At 75.7% G+C, this 21,351-nt stretch carries 14 protein-coding genes; 8 read left to right on the top strand and 6 right to left on the bottom strand.

Annotated elements, in window-relative coordinates:
- Nucleotides 1–8 precede the first annotated feature (8 nt).
- The 5 genes from J5Y05_RS02195 (at nt 9) to J5Y05_RS02175 (ending at nt 5,980) form a co-directional block, all read left to right on the top strand.
- Nucleotides 9–896 carry a polysaccharide deacetylase family protein gene (locus tag J5Y05_RS02195; RefSeq protein WP_210868014.1) on the top strand — a complete coding sequence of 296 codons (888 nt, stop codon included), beginning with the start codon at nt 9–11 and terminating at the stop codon, nt 894–896.
- Nucleotides 897–978: 82 nt separating this feature from the next.
- Nucleotides 979–1,707 carry an aminoacyl-tRNA hydrolase gene (locus tag J5Y05_RS02190; protein WP_210868013.1) on the top strand — a complete coding sequence of 243 codons (729 nt, stop codon included), beginning with the start codon at nt 979–981 and terminating at the stop codon, nt 1,705–1,707.
- A 153-nt stretch (nt 1,708–1,860) separates the two neighbouring features.
- Nucleotides 1,861–3,228 carry an MbnB/TglH/ChrH family RiPP precursor modification enzyme gene (locus tag J5Y05_RS02185; protein ID WP_210868012.1) on the top strand — a complete coding sequence of 456 codons (1,368 nt, stop codon included), beginning with the start codon at nt 1,861–1,863 and terminating at the stop codon, nt 3,226–3,228.
- 97 nt (nt 3,229–3,325) lie between these two features.
- Entirely contained in the window at nt 3,326–4,219 is an 894-nt protein-coding gene (locus tag J5Y05_RS02180; protein ID WP_210868011.1) for a TIGR04222 domain-containing membrane protein, read from the top strand.
- Between the two features lie 117 nt (nt 4,220–4,336).
- Nucleotides 4,337–5,980: an alpha/beta hydrolase gene (locus J5Y05_RS02175; protein WP_210868010.1), complete on the top strand. Its 1,644-nt coding sequence runs from the start codon at nt 4,337–4,339 to the stop codon at nt 5,978–5,980.
- Here J5Y05_RS02175 and hemQ read toward each other — a convergent pair whose 3' ends face one another.
- Nucleotides 5,981–6,712: a hydrogen peroxide-dependent heme synthase gene (gene hemQ / locus J5Y05_RS02170; RefSeq protein ID WP_210868009.1), complete on the bottom strand. Its 732-nt coding sequence runs from the start codon at nt 6,710–6,712 to the stop codon at nt 5,981–5,983.
- A 4-nt stretch (nt 6,713–6,716) separates the two neighbouring features.
- Entirely contained in the window at nt 6,717–8,171 is a 1,455-nt protein-coding gene (gene hemG / locus J5Y05_RS02165; protein ID WP_210868008.1) for a protoporphyrinogen oxidase, read from the bottom strand.
- Nucleotides 8,172–8,341: 170 nt separating this feature from the next.
- Here hemG and J5Y05_RS02160 point away from each other — a divergent pair, with 170 nt between their 5' ends.
- The 3 genes from J5Y05_RS02160 to J5Y05_RS02150 all read left to right on the top strand — a co-directional run bounded on the left by J5Y05_RS02160 (nt 8,342) and on the right by J5Y05_RS02150 (nt 11,837).
- On the top strand, nt 8,342–9,496 hold the full coding sequence (locus tag J5Y05_RS02160; RefSeq protein ID WP_210868007.1) for a DUF4349 domain-containing protein: 1,155 nt from the start codon (nt 8,342–8,344) through the stop codon (nt 9,494–9,496).
- Nucleotides 9,497–9,505: 9 nt separating this feature from the next.
- Entirely contained in the window at nt 9,506–10,912 is a 1,407-nt protein-coding gene (locus J5Y05_RS02155; RefSeq protein ID WP_210868006.1) for an FAD-dependent oxidoreductase, read from the top strand.
- 103 nt (nt 10,913–11,015) lie between these two features.
- On the top strand, nt 11,016–11,837 hold the full coding sequence (locus J5Y05_RS02150) for a rhomboid family intramembrane serine protease (RefSeq protein WP_210868005.1): 822 nt from the start codon (nt 11,016–11,018) through the stop codon (nt 11,835–11,837).
- An 86-nt stretch (nt 11,838–11,923) separates the two neighbouring features.
- Here J5Y05_RS02150 and J5Y05_RS02145 read toward each other — a convergent pair whose 3' ends face one another.
- From J5Y05_RS02145 to hemE, 4 genes are all read right to left on the bottom strand, one after another.
- A complete protein-coding gene (locus tag J5Y05_RS02145; RefSeq protein WP_210868004.1) occupies nt 11,924–16,807 on the bottom strand; it encodes a DNA repair ATPase in 4,884 nt (1,627 codons plus the stop codon).
- A 543-nt stretch (nt 16,808–17,350) separates the two neighbouring features.
- On the bottom strand, nt 17,351–19,456 hold the full coding sequence (locus J5Y05_RS02140; RefSeq protein WP_210868003.1) for a flotillin family protein: 2,106 nt from the start codon (nt 19,454–19,456) through the stop codon (nt 17,351–17,353).
- Between the two features lie 201 nt (nt 19,457–19,657).
- Nucleotides 19,658–19,939 carry a hypothetical protein gene (locus J5Y05_RS02135; protein ID WP_210868002.1) on the bottom strand — a complete coding sequence of 94 codons (282 nt, stop codon included), beginning with the start codon at nt 19,937–19,939 and terminating at the stop codon, nt 19,658–19,660.
- Between the two features lie 313 nt (nt 19,940–20,252).
- Nucleotides 20,253–21,320: a uroporphyrinogen decarboxylase gene (gene hemE, locus J5Y05_RS02130; protein ID WP_210868001.1), complete on the bottom strand. Its 1,068-nt coding sequence runs from the start codon at nt 21,318–21,320 to the stop codon at nt 20,253–20,255.
- Between the last annotated feature and the right edge of the window lie 31 nt (nt 21,321–21,351).

Genomic DNA, 21,351 nt, shown 5'->3' with positions numbered 1-21,351 from the left:
GTCGTACGGTGAATCCTCTCGTACGACGTACCGCCCTCGTGTGCGCCCTGGGCGCCGCCTCCGCGGCCCTCGCCGCCTGCGGGACCGCCGACGCCCCGCAGGCGCCCCGGCCCGGAGCCTCGGCCCCCTCCGCCGTCTCCTCCGCCTCCGCCTCCCCGTCGCCGTCCGCCGCCCCCGCCAAGCCGCCCACCCTCGCCCCGGGGCCCGGCGGGCTCACCCCCGTCTTCGAACACGGGCCCCGCACCCAGGGCAAGACGGTCGCCCTCACCTTCGACGCCGACATGACCGCCGACCAGGGGCCCCGGGCGGCGTCGGGCGAGCGCTTCGACAACCCGAAGCTGATCGCCACCCTGCGGGAGCTGAAGGTGCCCGCCACCGTGTTCATGACCGGGCGCTGGGCCGAGGAGTACCCGGACGAGGCCCGCTCCCTCGGCCGGGACCCCCAGTTCGAGATCGCCAACCACTCCTACAGCCACTACTCCTACACCGGTGACTGCTACGGCCTGCCGACCGTGTCCCGGGAGCGGATGCGTACGGACGTGGAGCGCGCCTACGACGCCTTCCGCAAGGCCGGGGTGCCCGATCCGATGCCGTACTTCCGTTTCCCCGGCGGCTGTTACGACCGCACCGCGCTCAAGGAGCTGTCCGCGACCGGCGTCACCGCCGTGCAGTGGGACGTGGTGAGCGGCGACGCCTTCGCCACGGACGCCGACGCGGTGGCCGGGCAGGTGCTGGACGGGGTCCGGCCGGGCTCGGTCGTCGTCATGCACTGCACCGACAGCGCCGCCCCGGTGACCGAGGAAGCCGTGCGGACCATCGTGCCGGCGCTGCGCGAGCGCGGATACACCCTGGTCAAGGTCTCCGACCTGATCGGCGCCGCGAACGGGCGGCACTGAGGCGGGACACCGGGCCGGCCCCGCGCGGCCTGGGCTGCGGTCCGGGCACCGGCGTGACCGGCCGGCTTGGCAGACTGGGGACGTGAGCACCGAACCGACGTCCGTCCCCGACAGCCCCTTCCGCGCCGCGCCCGGCGCCCGCGATCTCGCGCCGCAGTTCGTCCTGCCGCTGGTCGTCCGCATCGAACGGGCCGATCCGCCGGCCCGTACGGACGCGCTGGAGACCACCGCCCGAGCCGTGCTGCTCCTGCTGGCCGACGAGCGCGCGAACGGCGATGGCGACTGGGCCGGTGCCGTGCGCGGCTGGGAGGACGCCCGCATCCGCAAGGTGGTGCGGCGGGCACGGGGCGCCGAGTGGCGGCGGGCCGAGGCGCTGCCCGGCATCACCGTCACCGGGGGGTCGGCGCGAGTGCGGGTCTTCCCGCCCGTGCCGCTCGACGGCTGGCCGAAGGACCTGGCCCGCCTCCAGGTCTCCGGCACCGACCTAGACGACCCCGAACCCCCGGCCGCCGCCGGTCCGTCGGTGCCCGTGCTGTGGCTCAACCCCGGACTGGACATGACGGCGGGCAAGGCGATGGCCCAGGCCGGGCACGGCGCCCAGCTCGCCTGGTGGGCCCTGTCCCCGGCGGAGCGCACCGCCTGGCAGGACGCCGGTTTCCCGCTCGCCGTGCGCGCCGCGGACCCCGCCGGCTGGCCCGCCCTCACCGAGGCCGGCCTGCCCATGGTCCGGGACGCCGGTTTCACGGAGATCGCCCCCGGCTCCTGCACGGTGATCGCGGACCACCCGGCACTGCGCCGCCGCCCCGCGTGAAGCTCAGATGTTGCTCTGAAGACACCCTCCTCGGGGTTCCGGCCGGGAGATCCGGGACATAGCCCTCGTACCGGGGGGCGGGGCACGGCGTACGGGGACGGCTCCGGGGGCCGGGACGGTGACGGGATCAGGGACGGGAACGGGGGGAACGGCATGGTGCGGCTCGGGACGGGGATCGGGTGGCGGCCGGAGATCGCGGGGGTCGTGGAGGCGATGCCCGGCGTCGACTGGGTCGAGGCGGTCGCGGAGAACGTCTGCCCGGGACACGTGCCCGGCTCGCTGCTGCGGCTGCGCGAACGCGGCGTCACCGTCGTCCCGCACGGCGTCTCGCTCGGCCTCGGCGGCGCCGAGCGGCCGGACGCCGGGCGGCTCGCGGCGCTGGCCGAGCGGGTACGGGTGCTGGAAGCGCCGCTGGTCACCGAGCACATCGCGTTCGTGCGGGCGGGCGGGCCGCTGACCGCCTCGCCGCGCCTGGAGGCGGGGCACCTGCTGCCCGTGCCGCGCACCCGCGACGCCCTCGACGTGCTGTGCGAGAACGTGCGCGTCGCGCAGGACGCGCTGCCCGTGCCGCTCGCCGTGGAGAACATCGCCGCGCTGCTGTCCTGGCCGGGCGAGGAGATGACGGAGGGACAGTTCCTGTACGAGCTGGCCGACCGCACCGGGGTGCGGCTGCTGATCGACGTGGCCAACCTCCACACCAACCACGTCAACCGGGGCGAGGACCCGGCCGAGGCGCTGCGCGACCTCCCGCTGGAGGCCCTGGCCTACGTCCACGTCGCGGGCGGCTTCGTGCGCGACGGCGTCTGGCACGACAGCCACGCCCACCCCGTGCCGCCCGTGGTGCTGGACATCCTCACCGACCTCGCCTCGCGGGTGGCGCCGCCGGGCGTGCTGCTGGAGCGCGACGAGAACTTCCCCCCGCCGGGCGAACTGGCGGCGGAGATGGACGCCATCCGGGCCGCCGTGACCCGGGGCCGCGATGCCGGTACGGGCCCCGGTGCTTCCCGGGGCTCCCGCTCCGACGACGGCCCCGGCACCGCTCCGGGCCCCTCCTCGCCGCCCGCACCGCGACCGGTCCCGCGCGAGGCGGCGGAGGAAGCCACCGACCCGGCCCGGCGGCGGCTCGGCCTCGCGCAGACCTCGTTGCTGTCCGCGCTGGTCGCCGGGACGCCCGTACCGGAGGGCTTCGACCGGATGCGGATCGGGGTGCAGGCGCGGGCGCTCGCCGCCAAGCGGGCCGACGTGGTCGCCAAGGTGGCGCCCGAACTCCCCGCCCTCCTCGGCGAGGAGTACCGGCCCGCCTTCCTCGCGTACGCCCAGGGCCGGCCGCTGACCGGCGGGTACCGGCGTGACGCGCTGGACTTCGCCGAAGCGCTGCTGCGCGACGGCCGGCCGGGCGACGCGCGGGCCCGGCACCGGCTGCGGGAGTGGTGGCTCGACCGGTCGGGACCGGCACCGCGCCCGCGGACACCGGCCGCGCGCCTGGCCCGGACGGCCCGGCGGGTGCTGTCGCGCCGCTGAACCCGGCCTCCGACCCCCGGCCGAGGGACCGTCACACCGCGTCCGGAATGTGAACAGGGCATGGCGCGGGCGGGCGGCGGTGGCATAGAAGTACGGCATGTTCTGGGTCCCTCTGCTGCTGACCGCGTGGGCCGTGGCGGGTACGGCGTGCGCACGGCTGTGCCTGGCGGCCGTCCGCTCCGCCGCGCTCGACCGCGGCGCCGGGCGCGAGCGCCCGCTGACGCTGTACGAGGCAGCGTTCCTCTCCGGGGGCCCGCGGCGGGTCGCCGACCTGACGCTCGTGGCGATGGCCCGTCAGCGGCGGCTGCTGCTCGCGCACACCGGCTGGGCGACCGTCGTCGACCCGTGCGCGCGGGACGAGATGGAATGGTCCGTCCTCGGTGCCATAGGGCCCGGCGGCCAGTCCCGGATAGCGCCGGTACGGGCCGTGGCGGCCGGCGCCGACCCGGTGCGCTCCCTCGCCGGCCGGCTGGTCGGTGCCGGGCTCGCCGTGCCGGACGGCAGCCGCAGTGTCGCCGCCGGGGTGCGGCGGGTGCGGCTCGCCGCGGCGGCGGTGTGCGTGCTGGCCGGCGTCGCCCTGGCGCTGCCCGTCCCGGTGGAGCTGCCGCGCCACCTGATCGCCCTGTGGTTCGCGCTGCCGCTCACCCTCACCCTGAGCTGCCTGGCCATCGCCCGCATGGAGGTGCACCCCTACCCGCACTGGGCGTCCCCCGCCGGGCAGCGGCTGCTCGGCGCGCTCGCCCGGCAGGCCGGCGGGGGTGGCCGGGGCGACGAGCGCGCGTTCCTCGTGTCGGTCGCCGTGCGCGGTGTCCACGCCGTCGGCGAGCCGGACCTGCGGGCGGCCTTCGCCGACCGCGAGGAGCACGTCGGGGGACGCCCGCAGAGCGCCCGCAGCGCCCCGCCCCCGTACGGTCACCGGCCGCCCGGGGGCCACCGGCCGCCCCACGGCCGCCGCGAGGGGGACGCCGGGTCTGCCGGCCAGGCGGGCTGACACACCCGGGGGCGCACGGAAGCGCCCCGGTGCCGACACGCCGGACGGTGCTTGCCCGGCCGCGCCCCGCCACGCAGCATCCCCGGTGTCGTCGCCGCGCACCGAAGGGACACCCCGATGCGAACAGCCGTCATCCGCCCGGCCGTCGGGGCCCTGCTCCTGACCGCCCTCGCCGTCCCCCCGGCCGGGGCCGCGCCCGAGGGGACCGGCGCGGCGGAGGCGCGCGGCACCGCCGTGGCCGCCGCCCGCGCCGCCGCCACCGGCCTCGCCGACGGCGACTGCCCCGAGGGCGAGGGCCTGCCGGCCGCCGCGCGCTGCGGCACGCTCACCGTCCCGCTCGACTACGCGGACCCGGACGGCGAGCAGATCCGGATCGTGGTCAGCCGCCTGCCCGCCACCGGCGAGGACCCGGACGGGGACGGCCGCCCGGTGCCCCGGCAGGGCGCCCTGGTCTTCAACCCGGGCGGTCCGGGCGGCAGCGGCCTGTCCTTCCCGCGCGCGGCCGAGGCGCCCGCCTGGCGGCGGATCGCGGCCGCCTACGACTTGGTCGGCTACGCCCCGCGCGGTGTCGCCCCCTCGACCGCCGTCTCCTGCCAGGACCCGCGGCACTTCTTCAAGGGCCCCCGGCCCGCGCCCACGCACCCCTCCCCCGCGGTGAAGCGGGAACGCGCCGCCGAGGCGGCCTCGTACGCGCGCGGCTGCGCCGAACGGACCGGCGAGGCGCTGCGCCACTACCACTCGCCGAACAACGCCCGGGACCTGGACGTCCTGCGGGCCGCGCTGGGCGAGGAGCGGCTGACCTTCCTCGGCGCGTCGTACGGCACCTACCTCGGGGCGCTGTACGCGGAGCTGTTCCCCTCGCATGTGCGGCGGATGGTGTTCGACTCGGTGGTGAACCCGGCGCCCGGACGGCTCTGGTACCGCAACAACCTCGGCCAGTCGGCGGCGTTCGAGGACCGCTGGACGGCGTTCAAGACGTGGACGGCGGCCCACGACGACGTCTACGGCCTCGGCGACACGCCCGGGAAGGTGCAGGCGGCGTACGAGCGCGCGAGCGAACGGCTCTCGGCGCGTCCCGCGGGCGGGACGGTGGGCCCGGCGCAGTTGCACGGCGCGTTCCTGGACACCGGCTACCACGACGGCTACTGGCCGTACCGCGCGGCGGCCCTGTCGGCCTACCTGAAGGGGGACCCCGGGCCGCTGACCGGGCAGGCGGCGCCGCCCGGCGGGCCGGCGGCGGCCGGGGCAGCGGAGAACGGCGCCGCGGTCTACACCGCCGTCGAGTGCAACGACGCGCCCTGGCCCACCGACTTCCGCGTCTGGGACCGGGACAACACCCTCCTGGCCCGCACCGCGCCCTTCGAGACCTGGGACAACGTGTGGACCAACCTGCCGTGCGCCTACTGGCCCGCGCCCCGGCAACGGCCCCTGGACGTGCGCACCCTGCCCGGCGAGCTGCCGCCGGTGCTGCTGCTGGCCGCCGAGCACGACGCCGCCACCCCGTACGCGGGCGCGCGGGAGCTGCGCCGGCGCCTGTCCGGGTCGGTGCTGGTCACCGAGCGCGGCGCGGGCACGCACGGGATCTCGGGCGGGCCGAACGCTTGCGCAAACGCTTACCTGGAGGCGTACCTGCTCCGGGGGCGGCTCCCGGCGCGGGACGCGTCCTGCGCCCCGCGCCCGGAACCACGTCCGGTCACGGCGCCGGCCCCGGAACCGGCGTCCGAGCCGGTGCCGGTGCCGGAGCCGGCGCCCGCGGCCTGATCAGGCGAGACCGGCGACCAGCTCGGCGATGTCCTTGCGGCGGCCCGTGAAGAACGGGACCTCCTCGCGGACGTGCATCCGCGCCTCGGAGGCGCGCAGGTGGCGCATGAGGTCGACGATGCGGTCCAGCTCGTCGGCCTCGAAGGCGAGGAGCCACTCGTAGTCGCCCAGCGAGAAGGAGGCGACCGTGTTGGCGCGCACGTCCGGGTAGCCGCGGGCCATCTTGCCGTGGTCGGCGAGCATGCGGCGGCGGTCCTCGTCGGGCAGCAGGTACCAGTCGTAGGAGCGCACGAACGGGTAGACGCTGATGTAGTTGCGCGGCGTCTCGTCGGCCAGGAAGGCCGGGATGTGCGAGCGGTTGAACTCGGCGGGGCGGTGCAGCGCCATGTTCGACCAGACCGGGGTCATGGCGCGGCCCAGCCGGGTGCGGCGGAAGAGGTTGTACGCCTCCTGGAGTTCGTCGGCGGTCTCGGCGTGCCACCAGATCATGAGGTCGGCGTCGGCGCGGAGCCCGGAGACGTCGTACGTGCCGCGGATCGTCACCCCCTTCGCGGTGAGCTGGTCGAACAGCTCCTGGACCTCTTCGGCGTGGCCGGCGCGGTCCTCGGGGAGCACGTCCTTGAGCCGGAAGACGGACCAGAGGGTGTAGCGGATGACATCGTTGAGGTCCTTGGCCAGCTTTCCCTTGTTGGGGATGCGGCCGGCGGCGGGGGTGGAGGCGTTGTCACTCATGGCCCTATTCTCCCGCTCCCCCTCCGGGACGCCCCACCGGGTCGGTGGTGTGCCCGCGCTCCTCGTGGACCCGGTCGGCGGCGGCGTAGGCACTGGCGATGACGGCCGGGATGCCGACCCCGTCGTAGGCCGCGCCGCACAGGGCGAGCCCGGGGAGCTTCGCCACGTGGCCGTGGACGCGGGCCACGCGCGCGTGGTGGCCGACCGGGTACTGGGGCAGGCCGTCGTCCCAGCGGGTGACGCGGGTGGCGACGGGTTCGGCGGCCAGTCCGGTGGCCTCCTTGAGGTCGTGCCGGGAGACGTCGACGAGGCCCTGGTCGTCGCGGCCGAGGATCTCCGTCTCCCCGTACCGTCCGACGGAGGTGCGCACGACGACCAGCTCCGGGTCCTCCTCGGCGATCCACCCCCACTTGCGGGAGGCGAAGGTGGACGCCTTGATGGTGCGGCCGTCGACCGGTGGCACGAGGAAGCCGCTGCCCTCGGGGAGGACGGCGGCGTCCGCGCGCCGGTAGGCGAGGCTGATCAGGGCCATGGAGGCGTACTCGACGGCGGACAGCTCGGCGGCGGCGGCCGGGCACTCGGCGCGCAGCAGGCCGGCGGCGGCGGGCGCGGGGGCGGCGACGACGACCGCGCCGGCGTGCAGCACCCGGTCCCCGGCGGCGATCCGCCAGCCGCCCGAGGCGGTGCGGCGCAGCTCGGTGACGGGGGCGCCGGTGACGATCTCGCCGCCCCGGGCGCGCACCGAGGCGGCGACGGCGAGGGGGAGCGTGCCGACGCCGCCCTCGATGCCCATGAAGACGGGGCCCTGGCCGGTCGGGGCGGTGGCGGTGCGCCCCTGGATCTCCCGTACGGCCTCGGTGAGGGAGGTGTGGGTGCGGGCGGCCTCGAAGAGCTGGGGGACGGCCGAGCGCAGGGAGATCCGGTACGCGTCGCCCGCGTAGACGCCGCCGAGCAGCGGTTCGACGAGGCGGTCGACGACCTCGCGGCCGAGGCGGGCCGCGACGTACTCGCCGACGGCCACGTCGTCGCCGATCTCGGTGCGGGGCAGGTCGGCGTCGCGCTCGATGCGGGCGAGGCCCTCCTCGGAGAGCACCCCGGCGAGGGCGGCGGCGGTGCCGGGGACGCCCATCACATGGCCCTTGGGCATGGGGCGCAGGGCGCCGCGGGTCCACAGGGAGGCGGTGGCGGTGGCCGGTGGCCGGAGCCGGTCGCCGAGGCCCGCCTCGCGGGCGAGGCCGACGGCCTCGGGGCGGCGGGCGAGCATCGATTCGGCGCCCAGGTCGACGCGCGCCCCGGCGATCTCCCCGGCGAGCAGCTTGCCGCCGACGCGGCCGGACGCCTCCAGGACGGTCACCCGGGCGCCGTGTCCCAGCAGGCGGTGGGCGGCGGCCAGTCCGGCGATCCCGGCCCCGATGACGACGACGTGCCCCGGGTCCGCGGGGCTCTCGCTAGCGCTCATGGCACCAGCTTGTCAGACCCGGCGGAGCGCTCCGCCGCCTCCCCGCCGCCTCCCCACCGCCTCCCGCCGCGTCCGGATCGTGACCGCTTCGGGACCCGCCGGAGGCCACCGTCCGCGCCCGCCGGACGTCGAACGTACGACAAGCATCACGATCCCTGGGGGGACGGACCATGCCCGTACGACGACGTTCCGCGCGGCCGGTGCGCGCCCTGTCCGCGCTGCTGCTCGCCGCCTCGCTCGCCCTGGCGGGCTGCGGCGCCTCGGACGACTCGGCGAAACCCGGCTCCGCCGCGGCCCGCGACGAGCCGGCGTACGCCCCGGCCGACGCCGGGGCGGGGGCGGCGGCCGACGAGAAGAGCGCAGGCAAGGAGGACGCCGGCGGGTCGGGCACCGACGCGGAGCGCGGCCGGGCCGGGTCCGCGGCGGCGACCGCGCGGACCCATGTCGCGCGCACCGCCTCGCTGACCGTGCGGGTCGAGGACGTGCCCGGCGCCCGTGACGCGGCCCGGAGCGGTGTCGAGCGGGCCGGCGGGTACGTCGGCGACGAGACGACGACCCGCGACCGGGAGGGCCGGGAGCGGACCCGGATGGTGCTGCGGGTGCCGGCCGACCGGTACCAGGCGGTCCTGGACGAGCTGGAGGACGCGGGGACGCTGCTGGAGCGCTCGGCCCAGGCGGAGGACGTCACCGACCAGGTGGTCGACGTGGAGAGCCGCATCGCCTCGCAGCGGGCCAGCGTGATCCGGGTCCGCGAGCTGATGGAGCGGGCCACCGCGCTGGACGACGTGGTCCTGCTGGAGGGTGAACTCAGCTCGCGCGAGGCCGAGTTGGAAGCGTTGCTGGCCCGGCAGGCGGCCCTGAAGGACCGCACCGAGCTGGCCACCGTCACCCTGTCGCTGACCGAGACGCAGCGAGCCGGTGACAACGGCGACGACGGGGACGACGGCCCCGGTTTCACCGACGCGCTGGCGGGCGGCTGGGACGCCTTCGTGACGGCGCTGCGCTGGCTGGCGGTGGTGTGCGGGGCGCTGCTGCCGTTCGCGGTGCCGGTGGTGGTGCTGATGCTGCTGTGGCACCGGGTGGTGCGCCCGTGGCTGCGGCGGCGCGGCGCACCGCGGCCCGCCGCACCGGGGGCGACCGCCGTCCCGGAGGCACCCGCCGCACCCGGGGCGACCCCGGGGACGGGCGGGCTGCCGGTCGCCCCGCCGGTCGCCGGGGACCCGGGCCGCGAGGAGCCGGGCGCGAACCCGGAGGAGCCGGCGGCCCCGGAGAAGCCGGGCGCCCCGGAGGAGCCGGGCGAGGGCCGGGCGGCGCCGCCCGCGTAGCGTGTCCGTATGGACGTCAACGGTGCGAGGGATGCCAGGGGTACGCGGGAACGGCTGGTGGTCGTCGGCGGCGACGCCGCGGGGATGTCCGCGGCGTCGCAGGCCCGCCGGCTGAGGGGGCCCGACGAGCTGGAGATCGTGGCCTTCGAACGGGGCAACTTCACCTCCTTCTCGGCGTGCGGCATCCCCTACTGGGTCGGCGGCGACGTCTCCGACCGGGACGAGCTGATCGCCCGCACCCCCGAGGAGCACCGGGAGCGCGCCATCGACCTGCGGATGCGTACCGAGGTCACCGCGATCGACCCCGCGGGCAAGCGGGTCCGCGCGCGGGAGGCCGGTACGGGCACCGCGTACTGGACGCCGTACGACAAGCTCGTCATCGCCACCGGGGCCCGGCCCGTGCGGCCCGACCTGCCGGGCGTGGACGCGCCGGGGGTGCACGGCGTGCAGACCCTCGACGACGGTCAGGCCCTGATCGACACGCTGTCCCGCACCCGCGGCCGGCGCGCGGTGGTCGTCGGCGCCGGGTACATCGGCGTGGAGATGGCCGAGGCCCTCATCCACCGCGGCTACGAGGTGACGGTCGTCAACCGGGGCAGCGAGCCGATGTCCACCCTCGACCCGGACATGGGCCGCCTGGTGCACGAGGCGATGGAGGGGCTCGGCATCACCATGGTCGACGACGCCGAGGTCACCGAGGTCCGCACCGGCGAGGACGGCCGGGTCCGCGCGGTGGCGACCCGGGACGCCGAGTACCCGGCGGACGTGGTGGTGCTCGGCATCGGCGTGCGCCCGGAGACGTCGCTCGCCGCGGCGGCCGGGCTGCCGCTGGGCGCGCACGGCGGGCTGCTCACCGACCGGGCCATGCGGGTACGCGGCCACGAGGACATCTGGGCCGGCGGGGACTGCGTGGAGGTCCTCGACCTGGTCTCCGGACAGGAGCGGCACATCGCCCTCGGCACCCACGCCAACAAGCACGGGCAGGTCATCGGCACCAACGTGGGCGGCGGTTACGCCACCTTCCCGGGCGTGGTGGGCACCGCGGTCAGCAAGGTGTGCGACCTGGAGATCGCGCGGACCGGACTGCGGGAGAAGGACGCCCGCCGGGTGGGGCTGCGCTTCGTGACGGTCACCATCGAGTCCACCAGCCGCGCCGGCTACTACCCGGGGGCCTCGCCGATGACGGTGAAGATGATCGCCGAGCAGCGCACCGGCCGGCTGCTCGGCGTCCAGATCGTCGGCCGCGAGGGGGCGGCCAAACGGGTCGACGTCGCCGCGGTGGCGCTCACGGCCGGGATGACGGTGGAGCGGATGACCGCCCTCGACCTCGGGTACGCGCCGCCGTTCTCCCCGGTCTGGGACCCGGTCCTGGTAGCGGCCCGCAAGGCGGCGACCGCCGTCCGGCAGACCTGCTGAGGGCGCGTCACGGCCCTGCTACGGGGACGCGGACCGGCACCCGGACGGACGCGTTCGGGGCCGCCGCCCGATTCACCCGCCGCCCACGGGGCAGTAGTCACACGTGGTCATCCCCGTCCATGACGTCAACCCGCTGCGCCGCACGCCCTGGGTGACGTACGCGCTCATCGCCGCGAACGTCCTGGTCTTCGTCGTGTTCACCCCCGGCGTGGCCGACTCGGCGACGGGTCAGGGCAACCTGGCGCAGCTCTGCCACCTCCAGGCGTTCCTGGACCAGTGGGCGGCGGTGCCGCAGGAGCTGGTGCACCACCGGCTGCCGCACCTCGTGCCGACCGGCGCGGTGGGCGTCGGCCCGCGCGGGCAGGGGTGCGTGATCGGCCCGCCGGGGTACGACAAGTCGCCCGAGCTGAGCGTGCTGACCGCGATGTTCCTGCACGGGAGCTGGCTGCACCTGCTGGGCAACATGCTCTTCCTGCTGATCTTCGGCAACAACGTCGAGGACCGCATGGGCCACTTCCGCTTCCTGCTCTTCTACGGATTCTGCGGCTACGTCGCGACCTACGGCTTCGCCCTGCTGAACGCCGGCTCCACCGAGCCCCTGATCGGCGCCTCGGGCGCGATCGCCGGGGTCCTCGGCGCCTACCTCGTGCTCTATCCGAGGGCCCGCGTCTGGGTCCTCGTCCCCTTCCTGATCTTCCTGCCGCTGCGCCTGCCCGCCTGGATCGTGCTGGGCTCCTGGTTCGTCCTCCAGGCCCTCTACTCCTCCGGCGGCGCCGTCTCCGACGCGGGCACCGTCGCCTACGTGGCCCACATCGTCGGCTTCCTCGTCGGCATGCTCCTCGCCTGGCCACTGCGCCGCGGCACCCCGCCCCCTCCGGAACCGGCCGGCATCCTCTTCGGCCGCCGCGCCCGGCCCCGGTGGTGACGGACGGGGGGCAGGGCGGCTGTTCCGGGGGAGACCAAGCCGTCCGGTGGGCCGGACGGCTGTGCGCGGCGTGAAGGTGCCGGGCCTCATGAATCCCCCGGACCCGGGCGTACCGGGACCGGGGGGACCTGGAAGGCCGGACGGGTCATCAGGCGGCGTGGGTCGGCGGCGCGGTCGATGGCCTGTTCGACGGCGGCGATGCGGTCGGCGAGCAGGGTCAGCGCGGCGACCGCCCGGGTCAGCCGGTCCTCGTCGGCGCCGCCGAGGGCCTGGCCGCGGACGTAGGCGGCCTTGACCTCGGCCCAGCGCGCGGCCCGCTCGGGGGTGAGGGCGTGCCGCAGCTCGGCGAGTTTGAGGAGGCCGGCCTCGGCGCCGCTGGTGAGGGTCTGGGCCTCGGCGGCGTAGTGGTCGTCGACGACGGCGGACAGCTCGGCCTCGTTCATCACCGGCCGGACGCGCTGGGCGATCTTGTTCATGTTGCGGTAGGAGCCCTGGAGGCCGAAGGGCGGCTCGGTGCGGCTGCCGTCGGTCCGGGCGGCGGAGGCGATGTAGGCCGCGTTGACCGCGAGGACCGTCTCCCGGGCGGTGAGCAGGTGGCGCAGGACCGCGAGGATCTCCGCCAGCTCGGCCGGGGGGTACGGGTGGGCGAGCCGGTCGGCGCGGGCCGCCAGGTCGCCGCCGGCCAGCCGGATCAGCAGTTCCAGGTCGGCGCGGTCGCGGCCGGCGAGCGGGGCGAGCACCGGGTTGGCGGTGAGCGCGTTCTCCACGAAGCTCAGCGCGAACGCCTCCTCCTTGCCGGTGAGGACGTCGCCGAGGTTCCACACGTCGGCCCGGTTGGCGAGCATGTCGGGGACCCTGAAGCGGGTGCCGGACTCGGTGTAGGGGTTTCCGGCCATGCACACCGCGAAACGCTTGCCGCGCAGGTCGTAGCTGTGCGGCTCGCCGTCGCGGACGCCCTCGATCCGGCGGGTGGCGTCGCACAACGGGATGAACTTCTGGAGCAGTTCGGGCGAGACGTGCTGGATGTCGTCGAGGTACAGGAGGGTGTTGTTGCCCGCCTCCAGCGCGAAGTTGATCTTCTCCACCTCGCGGCGGGCCGTCGCGTTCGGGGCCTCGGCCGGGTCGAGCGAGGTCACGGTGCGGCCGAGGGCGGGGCCGTCGGCCTTCACCAGCAGCAGGCCGAGGCGGTCGGCGACGTACTCCATCAGCGTCGTCTTGCCGTACCCGGGCGGGGAGACGAGGAGCAGCAGGCCGCCGGTGCCGGTGCGGCGGGAGGGGCCGGTGGTGCCGAGCTGTTTGGCGAGGCTGTCGCCGATCAGCGGCAGGTAGACCTCGTCGATGAGCCGGCTGCGCACGAACGCGGACATGACCCGCGGCCGGTGCTCGTCCAGGCGCAGCCGGGCGCGCTCGGCGGCCACCAGTTCGGTGCGGCGGCGCTGGTAGGCGCGGTGCTGGGGCACGTCGTGGGCGCGGAACCGGCGGGTGCGGGCGAGGAGTTCGTCGATCCGGACGGTGAGACTGCGACCGGTCAGCCGCGGGTGGCTGCCGAGGAGCCCCTCGACGGTCGTGGTCAGCGGCGCCTCGCAGGGGTAGCGGGGCAGGTCCGGGCAGAGTTCGGCGGCGACGGCCTCGGCCAGGTCGCCGGGGGCGAGTTCGGTGCCGGCGGCGGCGGTGTACGCGGTGAGCCACGCCTCGACGAGCTGGCGGCGGGCGGCCGGGTCGGTGAGCGCGGCCAGGTCCTCGTCGTAGGCGGGTCCGTCGACGGCGCCGCGGAAGGCGTCGAGCAGGGCGCCGGTCGCGGCGCCGAGGACGAAGCCCTCGGGCCCGGTGGTGAGTTCCTCGAAGAGGTAGGAGGCGGCGGCGCTCGCGGTGGGGCCGCCGATGGCCCCGGCGAGTTCGGCGCGCAGGCCGTCGGCGCCGGGTGCCCGGCCGAAGGCGGCGCGGGCCCGCTCCAGCGACCGTGCGCGCCGGGTCCACTCCTCGCGCTCGGCGGCGGTGGCGTCGTGGGCCCAGAAGAGCTGGGCGGCGGCGCGCGCGGCGGGCTCGTGGCGCAGCGGCCCGGCGGCGTCGTAGAGGGCGAGCAGCGCGCGCAGGATCAGTACGGCGTCGTGGTCGTGGACGCCGCGCTCGTACCCCTCGTCGTACGCGGCCTGCGCCGCCCGCGCCACCAGGGCGGGCAGGTCGGCCCCGGCCAGGGCCCGCGGGCCGTGTTCGTCCAGGAGCCGGGCGGCGAGGTGTTCGGCGCGGTAGACCTCGGGCGACTCCGAGCGCAGGGGGCGGTCCCAGTAGGGGCGGGTGGCGGCGAAGCCGGGGTCGGTGACCGGGCGGCGGTAGTCGGTGCCGCCGAGCGCGAAGCAGAGGCCGTCGCCGTCCGGGACCAGGCCGAGGTCGAGCGGCTGGGTGTTGACGGCGAAGTGGTGGTCCCCGAGCCGCAGGGCGCGGCCGTCGTCGGCGTACAGGTCGGTGCGGTCGCGCAGGGCGCGCAACGCCTCCTGGCGGGCGGCCTCCAGGCGGCCGCCGATCTCCTCGGCGCGGACCGTGTCGCCCTCGGCGCGCAGGTCGTCGGCGATGCGGCGGACCTTGCCGGGCATCGGGTCGGAGGTGAAGTAGGCGGTGACGGCGTCCGCGTCGGGCAGGGCGGCGGCCCGGCGGGTCACGGTGGCGAGGACGCGGGCGGCCGAGTCGGCGAGGCGTTCGGCGCGGCGGGCCCGCGCGTCCGCGAGGGTCTGCTTGCGGGCGGCGAACGCCTCGTGCACCTCGTCGCGTTTGTCGGCGAGTTCACCGAGGAAGTCGTCGAACTCGCCGAACCGCGACTCCAGGTTCTCCACCTGGACGAGGACGCGGGCCAGTTGCTCGTCGCACGCCTCGGGGCTGCCGGCCGCCGCGAGGGCGCCGGTCACGGACTGTCCGAGCAGCGCGAACTCGGCGGCGAACGCGGCCCGTTCCTCGCGGTCGAGGAGTTCGCGGCGCCGGTTGCCGAGGGTGGCGCGGACCCGGTTGACCCCGCCGAGGACGGCCGCGATCCGCTCCAGTACGGCGGTACGGACGGTGGCGTCGCCGAATTCGAGGCCGGCGACGACCTCGGTGACGGTGCGCAGCCGGTCGCCCAGCTCGTCCAGGCGGGCGGCGACGGGCGCGGTCTCGGCGACGGTCGTGACGGCCCCGGCGGCGTCGAGCAGTTCCTCGACGTCGGCGTGGTGACCGGCGAACGCCTCGTCGCGGGCCAGGTGGGTGACGGCCCGCCGGCCGAAGGAGGCGAGGTCGGCCTCGGCGCCCTCGGCCAGTTCCTCCAGCCGCTCGGAGTCGAGGTGGCGCAGCTCCTTCAGGGAGAGCAACTGTCCCTGGGCGCGGCGCAGTTCTGTCAGTCCGGTGACCCAGGCGGCGGCGTCGCGGGGGCTCTCGCCGCGCAGCCGGCGCACCACCGCGTCGAGCCGTCCGGCGGCCTCGTCCAGCCGTTCGGCGGCGTGCCGGGTCAGCTCCTGGACGGTGCGGAACTCGGCCGTCACCTGCTCGGCGGTGGCCCGCACCTCGGCCAACGGCTCGTGCAGGGAGCCGAGTTCCGGCTCGTCCAGCCAGTGGCAGGAGTCCGCGAGCCGGACGCAGGCGGCGGCCAGTTCCTCGTACACCTCGCTGGTGGGGGTGGTCTCGGTGACGGCGCGGGTGATGGAGAGGCAGTCGGAGATGCCACGGACGAGGTCGGCGTTGCCGACGCGGGCGAGCGCTCCGGTGCCGGTGGGCAGGGTGGCGGCGTGGGTGTCGGAGAGGTAGGGCGAGTGCCACGACTGGAGGGTGTGCACGCGGGCCGGTTCCTCGCCGGAGCGCAGCAGCGCCAGGGTGCCGTCGTCGAAGAGGGCCCAGCCCGTGCAGGGGAGCGGGGTGGCGATCTCCTTGCGGATCATGTTGTACGGCAGCAGCAGGCTCCGGCCGGTCACCGGCGCGTGGAAGGCGAAGAGGATGTCCTCGCCGTTGGGCGAGCGCACCGCCCGCTCGAACTCCAGCCCGTCGGTGTCGACGGTGTCGAAGAGCTTGTGCGGACCGGCGGCCAGGCAGTAGCCGCCGGGGAAGACGATGCCCTGGTCCTCGGGGAGCCGCCGGCACGCCTGCCCGATGCCGTCGAGGCGGAGCACGGTCCCGGTGAGGGTGTTGTGGACCAGATAGCGGTCGGCGTCCTCCTTGTACGGGCGGACGCGCAGCAGGATCAGCGCGCCGACCCGGGCGTGGGCGATGTCCGCGTCGGCGAGGGACTGAAGCGGTTCGGCGACCGACTCGCGGTGGATGCCGTCGGGGGTCTCGGTGTCGTTCTCCCGCTTGACGGTGAGGGCGCCGCCGACGGTGGTGACGAAGACCTCGCCGCCCACGGAGACGTGCGGGTGCCGGCCGAGGACGTGGTCCTCGCGGGTGGTCTCGGTCCAGGTGAAGTCGTGGGCGGGCGGCAGGACGTGGTCGCGTTCGCCGCGGGCGTCGAGGAAGGCGGCCCGGCCGTCGTCCGTCAGCTCCCAGCGCAGTACGCGGATGTCGTCGGTCTTCTCGCCGGTCTGGAAGACGGCGAGCAGCCGGCCCTCGACGCGGCGCAGCCGCAGCAGGCGGGCCTGCCGATAGTAGCGGTGCAGCGCGGCGAACTCGTGTACGAATCCGGGGTCGTCGAGCAGCCCGGGGACGGAATCCTCGGGAAGGGGGTTCAGTTCACGGTCGTACAGCGCGAACACGTCCCCGACGGCGGTGTCGGCGCCGCGGCTCGGCGTGGTGTTGTGGCCGAGCAGGAGCGCGTCGGCGACGGCCACGGTGTCGCGGGGCACGCTGGGCTGCCCGGTGCGCAGCCGCCCGGTGCCGGCGAGCCCGAGCCGCAGCGACCCGAACTCCTCGACCCGCCGGGCGTCGAGCGCCTCGGCCCGCCGGGCCAGCTCGGCGGCCTGCGCGGCCAGCCGGTCACGCAACACCTCGTACGTACCGGCATCGAGACCGGTGGTCATGGCACACCTCTCAGTCAGTCGTGGGGGGCGGGCGGCTGGCCGCCGGGGGGCGGCTGGTCGCCGGGGAGGACGGTCGGTCGCCGGGTGCGTCGGTCGCCGGGGAGGCGGTTGGCCATCGGAGGGCGCCGGTCGCCGGGGGGCGGTCGGTCGCCGGAGGGCGGCCCGCCGCAGGGGCGGGGTGCGGCCGGGCGGGCCGGGGGCGGCACGGCCGGGGCCATGCCGTCGCAGCGTCATGCCGTACGAGGCCCCCGCCGGGCGAGCCCGGCCCCCGTATGCCCAACCCCCTAGCCCGCCCCGTCACGGGGCGAAGCGGCCGGTCCGGCGCACCGGGATCGGGCCTCGGAGGCACCGCCCCCTACCCACGCGACCGCCCCACCAGCCCCACCGCCCCGGTGAGCCACCACTGTCACCGGCGTACCGCCACCCCGGCCCGGAAGGGCACGGTGGCCCCGCCCGGCCGGCCCGGAAGGGCACGCTGACCCCGCCCGGCCGGCCCGGAAGGGCACCGCCGGCCCGCTCCCCGCCGGCAGGCGCCCGGCACCGTCAGCCCGCTCCCCCGCCGGCAGGCGCCCCGTGGCCGTTGACGTGGGACGCCGGGGCGAGTTCCGTGCCCCGGCCGGCGAGGACCGGTCCGGCGACCGCCGAGAGGGGCAGGTCGCCGAGGCCCAGCTCGGCGGCCTTGTCCAGCAGTTGCCGCAGGCCCCCGGCGTGCGGGCCCCCGTCGCCCATGAGCCGGAGCAGCAGCGCGGAGACGGTCAGGTTCTGCACGTCGGCCGTGGAGACCGAGCCGAGGACGCGGGTGAGATCGTCGGTGAAGCTCGACGAGCCGTCCAGCCAGGGCCGCGCCAGCGCCTGCGCGGTCTCGGAGCTGCCGACGAAGCCGTCGAGCCCCTTGCCGAGCGCGATCGAGGACATGAGCCGGTCGAAGAAAACGGTCTCCCCGCCGACGATGTCGATGTCGGCGTTCTCCAGACCGGTGGCGAGCACGGTGGCCTGGGCCTCGGCGATCTGCCGCTGGGCGTCCAGCCCGGCGAGGCGGATCTCCTTCTCCGCCTCCAGCCGCAGCCGGTACTCCTCGTGGGTACGGGACGCCTCGTCGAGGGCGGCCATCGCCGCGGCCTTCGCGGTCAGGCCCTCCGCCTCCGCCTTCAGCTTGCCGCCGATGCTCTCCGCCTCGGCCAGCGCGCGGGCCCGCGCGCCCTCCGCCTCGGCCCGCAGCCGTGCCTCGGTGGCCTCGGCCTCCGCGCGGCCGGCCTTCTCGATGACCTCGGCCTCCTTCTCCCGGACCTGGACGGCGGCCAGCCCCTCGGCGGCCCGCTCGGCCTGGATGCCCTCGGCGAGCCGCAGCTTGGCCCGCGCGTCGAGGTCGGCGCTCTTCAACCGGGCCTCGGCCAGGGAGAGTTCCTCGGCGGCGCGGTGGACGGCGGCCTGTTCGGCGGCCTCCGCGGCCTTGATGTCCTTGACGAGCCGCTCCTGCGCCTCCGCCTCGGCCGCGATGACCACCGCCTGCCGGTCGCGCTCCGCCTCCTCGACGGCGCGCAGCTTCTTGATGGACTCCTCCTGCTCGGCGACCGTACGGTCCACGGCGACCCGCTCGCGGATGACCTCGGCGATCTCGCGCCGCTCCGCCTCCAGCTCCTTCTCGGCGGCGATCCGGGTGAGCTGGGTCTCCCGCTCCCGGGCGATGACCTCCAGGAGGCGGTCCTTCTCGATGCGCTCGCTCTCGATGGCGATGACCCGCTCGCGGTTCTTCGCGGCGACGGCGACCTCGCGGGCCTGGTTCTCCCGCTGGACCCCCAGCTCCTCCTCCGTCTTCAGGAAGGCGCTCTGCGCCCGCAGCCGCTCCTCCTCGACCACCCGCGCCGTCTCGGCCTCCTCGCGGGCCCGCACGGTCTCGATCTCCCGCTTCTGCTTGATCTCGGCGTCCGTGCGGCGCCGCTCCAGCTCCAGGATGGCTTCCCGGGCGTCGACGTCCTGCCGGGTGATCTCCTTCTCCTCGGTGCGCTGCGCCTCGTTGGTGCGCACGTGCTCCACGGCGGTCATTTCGGTGATCTTGCGGATGCCCTGGGCGTCGAGGACGTTGGCCGGGTCGAGCTGGGCCAGCGGCGTCTGCTCCAGGTAGTCGATCGCCGCGTCCTCCAGGTGGTAGCCGTTCAGGTCGACGCCGATGACCTCGATGATGCGGAAGCGCAGTTCCTCGCGCTTGGTGTAGAGGTCGGTGAAGTCGAGCTGCTTGCCGACCGTCTTGAGGGCCTCGGAGAACTTGGCGTGGAACAGCTCCTGGAGCGTGTCCCGGTCACTGGCCCGCGCGGTGCCGACAGCCTGGGCGACCCGGATGACGTCCTCGGCGGTCTTGTTGACCCGGACGAAGAAGGAGATCCGGATGTCGGCACGGATGTTGTCCTGGCAGATCAGGCCCTCGCGGCCGGCCCGGGTGATCTCGATGGTCTTCACCGAGATGTCCATCACCTCGGCCTTGTGCAGCACCGGCAGCACGACCTGCCCGGTGAAGGAGACGTCGACCTTCCGCAGCTTGGAGACGATCAGCGCCTTGCCCTGCTCCACCTTGCGGAAGAGCGCGGAGAGCGCGAAGAGGATGAGCAGGCAGGCGGCGGCGAGCGCGGCGATGCCCATGGTCATGGTGTTCATGGCATACGTCCTTGCGGCGTGAAGAGTGGGAGCGTGCGGTCCGCACGGGCGCCGAAGCGGCGGTGCGGCGCGGGAGCACGGCTCGGACGGTCCGCCTCGGGAGGTGCCGGCCCGCGGTACGGCTCGGGCCCCGTGGCCCGTGCACAGCGGCTCGGCGCCACCCCGGCGGCACGTCTGGCGAAGCCCCCTGGGTGATGCGGCTCAGGCGGCGCGCACGCGCGGGGCGCGCGCCGCCGGCCGACGGCCGTCCGGGCCCGCGTCACCGGCGGGCCCGGACTCGGGTTCGTCGGGGCGCAGTCGATGCAGCGGCCGTACGAAGAGGCAGGTCAGCGGGGAGATGACGGACGGCACGGGCTCGCCGCCCAGGAGCCGGGCGCGCGGGTCGGTGTCCGTGTCGCGGCCGGCGACGCCGGTCGCGGTGCGGGCGGTGGCCGGCAGGAGGGTGGCCAGGCCGGTCCTCGTGACCGTCGCCAACGTGCGCATTCCCCCACCCCCGTCGTCCGTGTCCGCGCGTCCCGCTCGTCCGTGTCCGCGCGTCCCGCTCGTCCGGGTCGGCGCGGCCCCCGGGGCTCCGGTGCCGGTCACCTGCCGGGCTCCGGCACCGGAACCATCCGGTGTGCTCCCCGCGGACCATGCTGCCCGAGGGAAGATCCGTGCGCATTGCAAGGTTCCGGCAGTGTTCGTGGGGGACATCATGCCGGTGAGTGTCAACAACCCCTGGACACAGGGGCGGTGGAACGGGCGCGGCGCGCACCCGGCGGCCTGCCGCCGGAGTGCGCGCCGCGCGCCGGGTGCGTCAGCGGGCCGTCCGCGTGTGGACGTACTCCACGAGGCGGGTCAGCGCGTCCGCGTCGGTGGTCGGCAGGACGCCGTGACCGAGGTTGAAGACGTGGCCCTCCAGGCCGGCCGCCGCGTCCAGGATCTCGTCGGTCTTGGCCTCGACGGCCGCGGTCGGCGCGAAGAGGACGGCGGGGTCGAGGTTGCCCTGGAGCGCCTTGCCGGGGCCGACCCGGCGGGCGGCCTCGTCCAGCGGGACGCGCCAGTCGACGCCGACGACGTCCGCGCCGGCCTCGCCGAGCGGGCCCAGCAGCTCACCGGTGCCGACGCCGAAGTGGATGCGGGGCACGCCGAGGCCCTCGACGGCGTCGAAGACCTTGCGGGAGGCGGGCAGCACCGAGCGGCGGTAGTCGACGGGGGCGAGCGCGCCGACCCAGGAGTCGAAGAGCTGGACGGCGCTCGCGCCGGCCTCGATCTGCACCTTGAGGAAGGCGGTGGTGATCTCGGCGAGGCGGTCCAGCAGGTCGGCCCAGAGCTGCGGGTCGCCGTACATCAGCGCCTTGGTGTGCTCGTGGTTGCGGGACGGGCCGCCCTCCACCAGGTAGCTGGCGAGGGTGAACGGCGCTCCCGCGAAGCCGATGAGCGGGGTGGCGCCCAGCTCGCCGGTGAGGATGCCCATCGCCTCGGTGACGTAGGAGACGTCGTCGGGGGTCAGGTCGCGCAGCCGCGCCAGGTCCGCCCGGGAGCGGATCGGCTGCTCGACGACCGGGCCGACGCCCGGCTTGATGTCGAGGTCGATGCCGATGGCCTTGAGCGGCACGACGATGTCGCTGAAGTAGATCGCCGCGTCCACGCCGTGCCGGCGCACCGGCTGGAGGGTGATCTCGGCCACCAGGTCGGGACGCATGCACGATTCGAGCATCGGGATGCCCTCGCGCACCTTGAGGTACTCCGGCAGTGAGCGTCCGGCCTGCCGCATGAACCACACGGGCGTGTGCGGCACCGGCTCACGCCTGCACGCCTTGAGGAACGCGGAGTCGTACGCGGCGGTCTGCTGGTTGCCCGCAGGGCTCTGGTTCTCACTCACACCGGCCAGTGTCCCATGGTCCGCCGGTGCT

The sequence above is a fragment of the Streptomyces tagetis genome, assembly GCF_018069565.1.
GTDB classification, from domain to species: Bacteria; Actinomycetota; Actinomycetes; order Streptomycetales; family Streptomycetaceae; genus Streptomyces; species Streptomyces tagetis.
This window is presented reverse-complemented; position numbering and strand designations above follow the sequence as displayed.

Excerpts from the sequence above, each read along its gene's own strand:
- J5Y05_RS02185 (WP_210868012.1), top strand. The coding sequence starts at position 1,861 with ATGGTGCGGCTCGGGACGGGGATCGGGTGGCGGCCGGAGATCGCGGGG.
- J5Y05_RS02180 (WP_210868011.1), top strand. The coding sequence starts at position 3,326 with ATGTTCTGGGTCCCTCTGCTGCTGACCGCGTGGGCCGTGGCGGGTACG.
- J5Y05_RS02175 (WP_210868010.1), top strand. The coding sequence starts at position 4,337 with ATGCGAACAGCCGTCATCCGCCCGGCCGTCGGGGCCCTGCTCCTGACC.
- hemQ (WP_210868009.1), bottom strand. The coding sequence starts at position 6,712 with ATGAGTGACAACGCCTCCACCCCCGCCGCCGGCCGCATCCCCAACAAG.
- hemG (WP_210868008.1), bottom strand. The coding sequence starts at position 8,171 with ATGAGCGCTAGCGAGAGCCCCGCGGACCCGGGGCACGTCGTCGTCATC.
- J5Y05_RS02160 (WP_210868007.1), top strand. The coding sequence starts at position 8,342 with ATGCCCGTACGACGACGTTCCGCGCGGCCGGTGCGCGCCCTGTCCGCG.
- J5Y05_RS02155 (WP_210868006.1), top strand. The coding sequence starts at position 9,506 with ATGGACGTCAACGGTGCGAGGGATGCCAGGGGTACGCGGGAACGGCTG.
- J5Y05_RS02145 (WP_210868004.1), bottom strand. The coding sequence starts at position 16,807 with ATGACCACCGGTCTCGATGCCGGTACGTACGAGGTGTTGCGTGACCGG.
- J5Y05_RS02140 (WP_210868003.1), bottom strand. The coding sequence starts at position 19,456 with ATGAACACCATGACCATGGGCATCGCCGCGCTCGCCGCCGCCTGCCTG.
- J5Y05_RS02135 (WP_210868002.1), bottom strand. The coding sequence starts at position 19,939 with ATGCGCACGTTGGCGACGGTCACGAGGACCGGCCTGGCCACCCTCCTG.